Here is a 10500-nt window from a genome sequence, read left to right as displayed (position 1 = left end):
CTCTCTCCCGACACTCGAACCGTCACGGCGACAGCCGCCGCCCTCTTCCTCTCAAAGATTGATATCCTGGGCTCATCCCCGGTTCGGCGACGACATGCCGATCCGACTTGTTCCTACAACCACCGCGGATTGCGGCGATTTGCTAACATGTCGACCATTGTTTCTAAGCCGGCGGCTCGTTCCATCATGCGGCCGCCAGCGCAGTGCAGCGGTCTGCAATGATCGATGCCATCTGATCCTGGATGGCCCGCGCGCCACCAATCTCGGCCGCGAATGCGGGAAGGCGCAAGTTCGGTGCCGCCGCTTGGACTTGTTCGACGAGTTCGGTCAGTGCTGCGTTGGCCTCGCCCTTGGTAAGCCCGATGGTGCGCGCCGCAGCAAGAAAGTCTCCGCGCGACAGCCGATCATCTTTGCCATTGAGTTTGAGAGCCATCCGATCACTGCCGAGGCCTGGAAAGACCCGGGTGGTGACAGCATCATAGAGCGGCGCAAAGCGAACCGATGTGAAGACTTTCGCATTGGGTTCGGCGATTTTGAGAAGAGCCAAATTTTTGAGATGCATGTCGCCATCGGCGATCAGCCAGGCAAAGATCGCACGGCGAAACAGAATAGCCAGGTCAGCGGCTGGATCCGTCGAGAGCGGCCGCAATCCGCGTGCCATGCGCTCGATTGTGCCATCATACTTGGCTGACGACGGAAGATCGAGGACCGAGCAAAAGTCTTCAAGCGCAAGTCGGCGCCGATCATCGTTTCTAAGACGAACATCGAACCGCTCGACGAGGAGCGCGGGGGACATTCCATCCGGCATCGGGGTCAGCGCGATATCGGGTGTTACGAAACCGGCAGCGCGGCCCAGTTCCAGACAGAGCCACTCGACGATCGGCAGCATTTCAAAACCCGCTGTCCCGGCAGGCTTCAAGATATGGGTGAATGGCAGGTCGATGGCCGGTGAGAGCGCGCCGTCGGCTGCGAGATGCATCGGGGCCTTGATCTGAACGCCGGAGAGGCGCGGCGTCTCCACACGTGCGAAGATCTGCGCGAGGTTCTTCTCGAAACCCTCCTCGATCGCGCCACGCGTCGGCCCGTGGTAGCGGCCAATGAACCGCCCAGCCTCGACGAAGCCATCCAATCTCGTTGTCAGGACATCCGATGGCAGGGCCGTCAGCTGATCTCGAGCCTCGACTATGGTGACATTGGACATATAGCGCCTACCACGCTTGAGCGCTTCACGATCATCGCGCTCATGAAGCACCTGTGCCAACCAGCCTTCTGGCAGCAGTGATTCGACGAACGCCGGAAGTTTTCCCGGTTTGGTCTCGCGAACCAGCGGCGGCGCGGAGCTTCTCGCTGGCTTCCAGCGCCATTCGAAACCATCATGGGTCAGGTGCCCAAGGGGTTCGCCATGCCAGGCCACGACGAGATCAAGCGCCGCCTTGTTGGCAGGTGCCTTTGCCGCTCCGATCTGCGCCAGCAGATAGCGCTCGGCGCTTTCGCCCTCGCGATACCAGCCATTTTCGCGCGCCAGTGCCCAGACTGCATCAGCAGCCGCATGGGGCGTGCCATGCTCTTCCACGAGCCGCGCGGCCATTTGTGCCCGCATCTCGGCTGTAATCGCGCTGGCATGTTCGCTGCGCAGCCGGAAAGCTTCGAGGAAACGCTGTCGCGGTGAGGAGACGTCGATGCGCAGTTCGCCTAAGTCGTCGCCGACCACCGCTGCGGCGGTCGAAGGATGCGGCGGCGCCTCGTTCTGAACGATCTCGAGGCTGCGCAACCGGGTGCGTTGATTGCGGCGACCGCTTATGAACAGCCGTCCATCCGGTGTTGACGCAAGCAGCGCCGCACTGGCTGACGAGAGATAGGCGTTGGGATAGAGGTAATGCGCAATGCGGACTGCATGGCTGAGGATGAGGGCATCGGTATCGACGCCCTGTTCGACATAGATGCCCCGCATGAGCTGGACAAGTTCACCTGCCTGCGCGCGTTGATGCGCCCGCTTTGCATCGATTGTCTCGCCTACCAGGTGGACCGCCACAGAATTATCCCGCATCTTAGATGCGCGATAATTCTACCACAGTCGATCAGAATGCAATGATTATCTCGCATCTCACACGCGCGATAATGCTCACCAAAAAGAGTGGAGCGCGCCGACCGCGCCTCATATCGGCGCGCTCCTTGGACCATCATGCCGAAAGCACGGCATGCAGCCAGCCCTATGACGGCTGGCCTAGCGGGCTCCGAACGGGTTCGCCGCCATCCCCGCCACCGTCCTTGATCCGACCGACACGACGGCTTCTCCGACGGTCCCGGCGCTTCTGGGTCCCGGTCCCCACGTCTTTTGGCGTCAAGTCGACATCGATTGATCGAGCGAGGTTGCCTGCACAATCGATCGGAAATTCTCCAGAAACTCAGGGTGACGGCGCGCCAGAAAGCCCTCAATCTCGGGCTTGGAAAGGAGCCGCTCGATAAACCCAGAAGCGACCACAAGGACGAGCATGTCGTCGCCATAGGAGGCTTCGAGTTCCTTATAGTCTTCGCTGACCGCCGCCATCTCGCGCTCAAGCCGAGCCATCTGCTCGGCAGATAGTCCGGTCGCCTTCTTCAACTCATCCGGCTTATGGAGATCTGCCGGCTTCGACGTGGCGAGCAGCGCCTTGGCATAGCTTACCGTGTAATTGTTCGCCGAAACCATGAGTTCTGCCACCTCGAGCTGGCGGATCGGCTTCATCTTGCGCAGCTTCTGAAAGGCATGATGCCCGACTGGCTTGTCCTTGAGCAGCTCCGCGACATCCGGGCAAATCCCTGCCAACAAGTGGCGGCGCTGCCGGATCACCTTCACATCGACATTGAGCGCGCGCGCAAGCTTCTCCTCGGGCACGCCTCGATCAAGCGCGCGTACGATCATATAATGCTCCTGGATCGTGGCGAGGCGATTCACCCGCTTGTTGTATGTGAACGACTCATCGTCATCGGCCACAACACAAGGCGCCTCGGCAGTACCCAGCGATCGCAGGGCGTCGAGGCGCATATGGCCGTCGAGAAGCAGATAGCTCCCATCCTTCTGCCGGGCGATCGACAAGGGTTCAATCAGACCCACCTCAGCCACAGAGGCCGCAATCCGACGGTACTTGACCGTCTCGCGGACGCCGGCCGGTAGTGCCTTGGTCGGCAACAGCTCGGTGATCGGTAAGATCAGGACCTTTTGTTCGAAGGCGATCTTCACAAGTTCAGACATGCTGCACCTATGCCGGCTCGATGCGCTCGGCGAGCGCGCGCGGAAGCGTGCTGAGGCCTTCGGCGCGCAGCAGCGTCACGAAATGCTCGTCTGCGAGGAGGCGGCGCATCGCATTGGCGACGAACAATAGGCGGCTTCGCGCCAGCGAAGCGCGTTTGATGAGGAGCTTCTGCCTTTCGGTCTCACGCTGATAGGCGCGGATCAAGTTCTCCGAGGTGACTGGCCTTGCGACACGGCCCACCCTTGACCCTTGCTTATGAAGCTGTTTGCCACTGGTGTTACGCTGGTCGATGATCTTTCGGATGGCGAGCACCTGATTGCCTGGGATCGTCTTTTCCTCATAGGCTTGTGCAAGCGCGCGCTGGACCTCGCCATCCTTGGCCCGGGCGATCTCCATGGCGATTGTGTGCGGTATCACCCCTCGCTCGACCGCAGCGATCAGCTTCTCTTCTCCATTGTCGAGCAGCAGACAGATGGCGCTTACATACTCAACCGAGAAATCCACCTTCGCGGCGATCTCAGTGTAGGAATAGCCACGCGCATGGAGCGCGCCAATGGAATGGACCAGCTCGAGCGGGCTGTGCTGACGCCGCGCGAGGTTTTCTACCAGGCTCATCACGAAACAGTCTTCTTCGACCGCGTTGACCACGATCGCCGGAATTTCTGTCTGACCAAGAGCGATGAACGCCTCAAGGCGGCCTTGGCCGCAAACCAGATCGTACCGCGCCTTCCCTGGGCGTTGGCTCACGGTGATCGGCTTTTTGAGCCCTAGATGAGCGATGCTGTTCACGAGTTCCTGAAAAATGCGCTTGTTGCGCACCCGTGGATTGAGGATCGTGATCAGATCGATCGGAACCGATCGAATTTCTGGGGTAAGCTCGGTCATGCCGCAACCTTGAGCGGTACCCGCCGAGATAGTTCAAACAGCGCGTCGAGTGTGTCGAACCGATAGGCGTCGAGGAGAATGCCGTTTTCGGGGGCGAGCCGCAGATTGGCGGATGAACCAAAATCTAGCCAGGGCAGAAGGTAGAAATCGCGGATTTCGCGATTGCCTTCGTCCATCCGTGCAACGATCGTGATGCTGGGGCGAAGCCCGCCGTCGAACCGCACTTTCCAACGCGAACCGCCGGCACCGGTCATATTACAACGAGCAATCACCAGCGAAGCGGTGAACTCGTCGTTGATGTGGAGAAGATCGCTGGCTGGGTCGCGACGCACCGATCCACCGGCCGCAACAATATCCGCAACCACTTGAGCGACGACATCAGGATGAAGCGCCCTTAGCGCCCGGTTCGTCTCAATATAGCGATAATCTCGCGACGGTGTGTAGCCGACCAATTGGTAGGCCCGAACCAGGCTTCCGAAGCGATGTCGAAAAGTTGAACTCGACGGCATATCCTCGATCTCGTCGATGACGAGCCCGGACAGCCAGCCTTTGTCGGCGAGCAGGGCAGATAATCGGCTCAGCAATTCCTCATCTGTGAAGCGCCGACTACGCTCGTGGATGATGCGCTGGGCCGCTTCGAAAAAATCCCGCTCGACGATCGCTTCGAACGCTCCGTCACTGCGAACCCACATGTCGGGTGTGTTCACAACGCGCTTCGCCTTCAGCTTGAAGGAGGCACGGTTATAGACGTTGTTCCCAATATACTTCTCGTTGGTCAGCACCTGATGGACCGTCCCGCGCGTCCAAGGGCGGCCCAGATCGGTGAGGATGCCTTCTTCATTCAGCACCTTGGCGATCTCGGTTTCGGTGCGCCGCTGCACCACGAACATCCGATACAACCGCCGTACCACCTCCACCTCTTCGGGCGGCCCAGGTTTCAGGATGACGCGGTCGGTTTGTAGGCTCTTCTGCTCACCATGATTGAGCACGGCCTTGGTTTGGCGATGCTCGTCTACGAGATAGCGCCTTAAACCAAACCCGGCGGCACCGCCCTGTCGAAAGCCTAGGCGGATGAGGCGGCACTGCCCTGTAAAGACCTTGACCGACAGTTCGCGGCTGTATTCGCCGGCCATCGCCCGCTTCATGCTCTTGATGATTGTGGCACTCAGGCTGCCGTCATTTTCGAACTGTTCAGCACAGTAGTGAACTGCGATCCCGACCTCACGGCAAATGAACTCATAGTAAGCGCTCTCGTCGGCATCCTGAAAGCGACCCCAGCGGCTGACGTCATAGACGAGTATGGCCTTAAAGTCGGTCTCGCCACTTCGCACGTCGGCGATCAATTGCTGGAGTGAAAGACGCCCGTCCAGGCGTAGGCCGCTCTTCCCCGAATCTTCATATGTTTTGACGATCTTGAATCCGCGGCGCGCAGCGTACTGGGCGATGACTTCAGCCTGATTCTCGGTCGAGTACTTCTGATGCTCGGTCGACATGCGGACATATTGCGCGGCGCGGATCGGTTCGCGCGGCACAGAGTCAGCAGAGGTCGGTTCCGGTAAACTCATTACGCATGCTGCTTTCGTTGACCTCAAGCGGACTGGTTCGAATTCCCACCAAGCTTATTGGGAGTGCGAGCGAATGTCGTTTTCCAAAGAAGACCGAAAAGTTCAGTCCAAAACTGGAAAAACTTTTCCTCCTTCGATCAAGGACGAGCCGTTGGCGATAGCCATCGCAGCAGCGCTCAGGGAGGAGTTTGGCGATACGCCGTCCGCCCTCAAGACGATTGCACGCCTGACTCGGTCCAATGAGCGTGCTGTGCGTAACTGGTTTGAGGGCAAAAACAGCCCTAGCGCAGCGAACCTCGTCATTTTGATGCGCAACTCCGATCGCATTTTGCGTACGGTTCTGACGCTTGCTGACCGGCACGATCTTGTCGTGGCGGCAGGCTTGGCGGGACTCAGGAGGCAACTCTTGGATGCCGTCGCGGCGATCGATGGGTTGCCGGTCGGCGGATTCAGCGGCGGTTCGCACAATTCGGAGTCCGATACGACCTAGAGAATTTGGAAGTTTGCTGTCGGCAAGATGATCTTTGGAGCAGTACCATGGTACAGCGCGACAGCCGTCCCCGCTGGACAAGCGCATACGCGCTCATATGTTCACAGATACGACATAGCCCGCCATCTGCGCGAAAAACGGTGATTACCCGGTGCTTACTTTAACGAAAAACACCGACAGGAAATCGACAATTTATTTCATGATATCATATGCATATGATGAAATTATAACTAAGGTCTGGTACTTCCGCTACCGGAAGCGCTGACCGCGCACTCCCGTAACGTTTCCGGATTGCTGCGGCGGCCTCGAATGGACCGGCCCGGGCTGAGGCTCGCGGTGTCGATCGCGCGTGCCCCGATGCCACAGGGTCTTGACGGCCAATATGGAAGCAAATACTTACATATGGAGCGATCGCACCGATTTCGGGGATGCCCATGTCTGTCAGCCTGCCCTTTGCAGCCCCCACACGCCCGCCGCGTCGCATGCGTCCATTGCAGGCGTTGCGCCATTTTCGCGCCCTGATGCGCGATGCCGAGGATACGGCCCAGGTGTTCCACATGGGCGAATGCCTGCCCAATCGCAGCACGATGAAGATTGCCGAGCTCTTCTGCGCCAGCGCGCAGGGCCGCGCACGCATGGCCGCCGAGCCCGAGCTGGCCCCGAGCCTCGACGATCACGATACGCTGCTGGCGCTCGGCGAGCAGAGCGTCGCGCATGCCTATGTCCGCTTCATGCGGTCCGCGGGGCTTTCGGCTGCGGGGCTGGTCGCGGCGAGCACGCTGCCCGGCCAGAGCGTCCATGCCGACCAGCTGCAATGGTTCCACAACCGGCTGCGCGACACGCATGACCTCGCGCACGTGCTGACCGGCTATGGCCGCGATCCGCTGGGCGAGCAGTGCGTGCTCGGCTTTACCAGCGGCCAGTATCGCGACTGGACCGAGACGATCATCGCCTGGGCGGGCACCGCCGAGTTTGCGCTGCGGCTGCGCAGCGATGTGCCCTTTGTCGGCGCGGTGGCCGAGGCGCGGAGCCATGGCCGTGCCGCGCAGGCGATCTTTGCCCAGGACATCCGCGCCTTGCTCGCCGAACCCATCGTTGCCGCGCGCGCACGCATGGGCATTGCCGAACCGCAGGTCTATCGCCAGGCGCATGCGCGGTTGCGCGCGGCCGGGATCGACCCCTATAGGATCGGTGGCACTGCAGCGATCGGCTGAGCCCCGCCGCCCGTTCAGCCCGGCAAATGCGGCCCCAGCAGGTCGTGAAGCATCCTCTTGAGCTCGCCAAGCAGCAGTTCGGCCTCGGCCCGATCGTCGGCGTTGAGTGCAAGATCGATGAGGCGTCCCGACACGTCGATCACGATCTGCGCCATCACCCGCAACCGTCGGGGATCGGCCGGCATGCCCAGCGCCGCCAGCGTCGCGGCGACATCGCTCTCGAACCGGGCGATATTGCGCGCCTCCACATCGCGGAGCTGCGGCGACACCTGGCAGGCGGCGCGCAGCACCGCATAGCTCGGGCTGGCGCTGGCACCGGCAAAGAACCGGTCGATCATCCGGTCGGTCGCGCCGCGCCAGTCGTCGCCGGGCTTCAACCTGCCCAGATGCCCGACCCATTCGCGTTCGCGGGCATAGGACCGGTCGACCAGCTCGACCAGGATGGCCCATTTGTTGGGGAAATAGCGATAGATGGCGCGGACGCCCACGCCGGCGCGCTCGGCCAGGATGTTGGTGTTGAAGCCATCGACGCCCTGTTCGACCAGCAATGCCTCGGCCTCCTCGAGCACACGCTGCATCGTTTCGCGGCTGCGGGTCTGTTGCGGTTGCTTGCGCGGGATCAGGTCGAGCTCGGGCATCCCTCCGGCTTAGCAGCGATTGCGCGAACAGCGCAACGCTGGGGTCGGCGCCGTCTGCGACCGGCCCGGGTGCCGAGTGCCGGCTATCTGCGCCGCTGCACTGCACGCCGTTTGAGCATCCGGTGGCCGGTGCGGATTTCGGTTCGCAGCGCCTTGCCGAAACCGCTGCGGCGCTTCTGCCGCCGCAACGCCGCGCGCGCCGCCTTGATCCGCCTGCGCCGGACCTGCAACCGGCGAGTGGCGATGTCAGGCTCGGCGTCACGTGGTTCGCTTGTGGCCGCCCCCGCGGACGCGTTCGGCCCGGCCTTGCTGTTCCTGGCTTTGCGTCTGCTGCGGACGCCGCTGCGCAGGCTCGCACGAATGGCGCTGCTCGAGAGGCGGGCCATGGCTAGCGGCCGTCGCGCGCACACTTGATAACGAGAGCGTCGCTGCAGCGGGTGCCAGACCATTGCGGGGCCGGTTGCGCCGTCACAGAAGGTCGCAAATGAGCAACGGCGACGACGCGGTCGTCCCGTGGTTGATCGGACCAGCGGCAGCCCCTCGCCGCCTGGACCGCTGGAAAATGGATCATCAAGCCCCCCGCCCAATTAGCGAGGACTATTAAAATTCAGAATCGTATACTGTCAACAGGATTTTACGAATCGGTGTCAGCTCTTGCGTTTCACCCTGTCGTCAGAGACACGCGACAGCACCACGTCGCGATAATAGATGCTCATCATGATGGCCGCTTCGCGACGGAGCAGCGAGGCCGTGGGAAAGTCGTCTGCCATCGTTTCGGTGACCGCATGATTGACGATCGCGGTCAGCAGCACGGCGCCGCGCACCCTGTCCGGATCGACCTTGGGAAAATCGTCGGCCACGGCATCCACGATCACCTGGACGAAATCCTTGGAGGCGCGGCGGCGTATCTCCTGCAGGACAGGGACCGCACTCATCGCCCGGTAGATCCATGCGCCCCCCGGATGGGCCAGCACCACATCGCGGAGCCGGTCAAGCAGCGCGGCAAAGCTCTCGATTTCGGCCTGCAGGTTGCTGCCTATCGCAAATTCCTCGCTCTGGACCCATTCGGCGATCGTCTGATTCTCTGCCGTGATAAGGCGGCGGCCCATCTCGCTGAGGATCGCGTACTTGTTGGGAAAATAGCGATAAAGGGCGGGCGGCGTCAGTCCGGCGCGCTCGGCAATCATGTTGGTGGACAGACGCTCGATGCCGATTTCCGGCAGCAGTTCTCCCGTCGCCTGGATGATCTGCTCGTACGTCGCGCGAGCGCGGTCCTGCAACGGGGTGACCTTCGGATCGAGCTCTATCGGCTGGCCACTGAGCGGGGGCATGGCGTTGTCTCCGGCATAAGTGCTTGGCTGAACGCGGGTCCTCCGGCCGCAGGCATGGGGGACGAAATGCGCGATTTCAAGCGCTTAAAATGCCAGTCACAGGCTTTGCAAGCTAGTTAAAATACCACTGTTTCGGATCAGATCGTGCGCTGCCGGATTAGCAACCGCTATCATAATGCGCGTGCTGTTGCCGCTGCCCGACGCCCGGCATCACATCACAGCGAGAGCCTTTTGAACAGCGGTTCGGGAATCGCGCGGATGACCGCCATCACCAGCCGCCACCGGCCCAGCGTGTAGATGACGTCGCGCCGGGCGCGATGCGCGGCGATGATCGCATCGGCAACCTCGCCGGGTTCGGCCGTCATCACCGGCGGCAGCTTCATCCCTGCGGTCATCTGGGTGCGGACAAAGCCGGGCTTGACCGTCATCACGTGCAGTCCGGTTTTCGCATGCGCATTGCGCAGGCCCGAAAGAAACGCGGTGAAACCGGCCTTGGCCGAGCCATAGACGAAGTTCGAGGCGCGGCCGCGTTCACCCGCGACCGAGCTGATGCCGATGATGCAGCCATCGGGCACGCCCGCCATCCGCCGCGCCGCTGCCAGCAGATAGCGCGCGGGCCCGTTAAAGTTGCTGTCCATCACCCTTTGCGCGGCGGAATCGTCAGCAGCCGATTCGGCCTGGTCGCCGAGCAGCCCCGCGACCATCACCACGGTGCCCGGCACCACGCCAAGACTGTCGAAAAAGCGGTCGGGCGCGCCATCGGTGACATCGAAGGCGACCGCTCGCGCCTTTGCACCGGTGCGCAGGCCAAGGTCGGTCGCATCGGCAGCGATGTCGCCGCGCGCGGCCAGGATGACCTCGCAGCCCTGGGCGGCATAGGCGCGGGCCAGCGCCTTGCCGATGTCCGAGCGGGCACCCAGGATGAGAACGGGAGAAGCGATCATCGTCAAAGCCCCAGACGTTGCGAGAGAAGCGAGGAAAAGCGGCGGTCGAGACCGTATTGCGCGCGCAGGTCGCGAAATTCCTGAAGCCTGGGATAGCCGCGCGCCAGCATGGCGGGAGACAGCCGGGCATCCTTGGTCAGATAGATCCGCCCGCCATGATCGGCGGTGGTGGGATCGAGCCGGGCGAGCAGCGCGAGATT

Annotated in this window: 10 protein-coding genes and 1 pseudogene; 2 read left to right on the top strand and 9 right to left on the bottom strand. The window is 61.7% G+C overall.

Annotation, left to right across the window (positions count from 1 at the left end):
• Positions 1-184 precede the first annotated feature (184 nt).
• The 4 genes from DM995_RS18855 to DM995_RS18840 all read right to left on the bottom strand — a co-directional run bounded on the left by DM995_RS18855 (position 185) and on the right by DM995_RS18840 (position 5683).
• A complete protein-coding gene (locus tag DM995_RS18855; RefSeq protein ID WP_116970669.1) occupies positions 185-2032 on the bottom strand; it encodes a type II toxin-antitoxin system HipA family toxin in 1848 nt (615 codons plus the stop codon).
• A gap of 309 nt (positions 2033-2341) precedes the next feature.
• Positions 2342-3232 carry a plasmid partitioning protein RepB C-terminal domain-containing protein gene (locus DM995_RS18850; protein WP_116970668.1) on the bottom strand — a complete coding sequence of 297 codons (891 nt, stop codon included), beginning with the start codon at positions 3230-3232 and terminating at the stop codon, positions 2342-2344.
• Between the two features lie 7 nt (positions 3233-3239).
• Positions 3240-4118 carry a plasmid partitioning protein RepB C-terminal domain-containing protein gene (locus tag DM995_RS18845; protein WP_116970667.1) on the bottom strand — a complete coding sequence of 293 codons (879 nt, stop codon included), beginning with the start codon at positions 4116-4118 and terminating at the stop codon, positions 3240-3242.
• On the bottom strand, positions 4115-5683 hold the full coding sequence (locus tag DM995_RS18840; protein ID WP_116970666.1) for a recombinase family protein: 1569 nt from the start codon (positions 5681-5683) through the stop codon (positions 4115-4117). The genes DM995_RS18845 and DM995_RS18840 overlap by 4 nt, the downstream gene beginning before the upstream one ends.
• Positions 5684-5756: 73 nt before the next feature.
• Between DM995_RS18840 and DM995_RS18835 the strand changes: the two genes are divergently transcribed.
• Both DM995_RS18835 and DM995_RS18830 read left to right on the top strand, forming a co-directional pair.
• Entirely contained in the window at positions 5757-6173 is a 417-nt protein-coding gene (locus tag DM995_RS18835; RefSeq protein ID WP_116970665.1) for a hypothetical protein, read from the top strand.
• Between the two features lie 482 nt (positions 6174-6655).
• The gene (locus tag DM995_RS18830) at positions 6656-7387 is read left to right on the top strand and encodes a Coq4 family protein (RefSeq protein ID WP_116970664.1); all 732 of its coding nucleotides are present in this window, start codon (positions 6656-6658) and stop codon (positions 7385-7387) included.
• Positions 7388-7401: 14 nt separating this feature from the next.
• On the opposite strand, the gene DM995_RS18825 is transcribed toward DM995_RS18830, so the two are convergent.
• From DM995_RS18825 to DM995_RS18810, 5 genes and pseudogenes are all read right to left on the bottom strand, one after another.
• The gene (locus tag DM995_RS18825) at positions 7402-8025 is read right to left on the bottom strand and encodes a TetR/AcrR family transcriptional regulator (protein ID WP_116970663.1); all 624 of its coding nucleotides are present in this window, start codon (positions 8023-8025) and stop codon (positions 7402-7404) included.
• Positions 8026-8108: 83 nt separating this feature from the next.
• Positions 8109-8411 carry a hypothetical protein gene (locus DM995_RS21450; protein ID WP_157973335.1) on the bottom strand — a complete coding sequence of 101 codons (303 nt, stop codon included), beginning with the start codon at positions 8409-8411 and terminating at the stop codon, positions 8109-8111.
• Positions 8412-8672: 261 nt separating this feature from the next.
• Positions 8673-9356, bottom strand: a complete 684-nt coding sequence (locus DM995_RS18820; protein WP_116970662.1) for a TetR/AcrR family transcriptional regulator — start codon at positions 9354-9356, stop codon at positions 8673-8675.
• 215 nt (positions 9357-9571) lie between these two features.
• Positions 9572-10300, bottom strand: coding sequence for an SDR family oxidoreductase (locus DM995_RS18815; RefSeq protein ID WP_116970661.1), 729 nt, complete (start codon positions 10298-10300; stop codon positions 9572-9574).
• A 2-nt stretch (positions 10301-10302) separates the two neighbouring features.
• Positions 10303-10500, bottom strand: a pseudogene (locus DM995_RS18810) (FAD-binding protein); the annotation flags it as partial.

Origin of the sequence: Blastomonas sp. UPD001 (assembly GCF_003426715.1) — a bacterium.
In the GTDB taxonomy this organism is placed as follows: domain Bacteria; phylum Pseudomonadota; class Alphaproteobacteria; order Sphingomonadales; family Sphingomonadaceae; genus Blastomonas.
The sequence above is the reverse complement of the archived record's forward strand: the minus strand, read 5'-3'. Positions and strand labels throughout refer to the sequence as shown.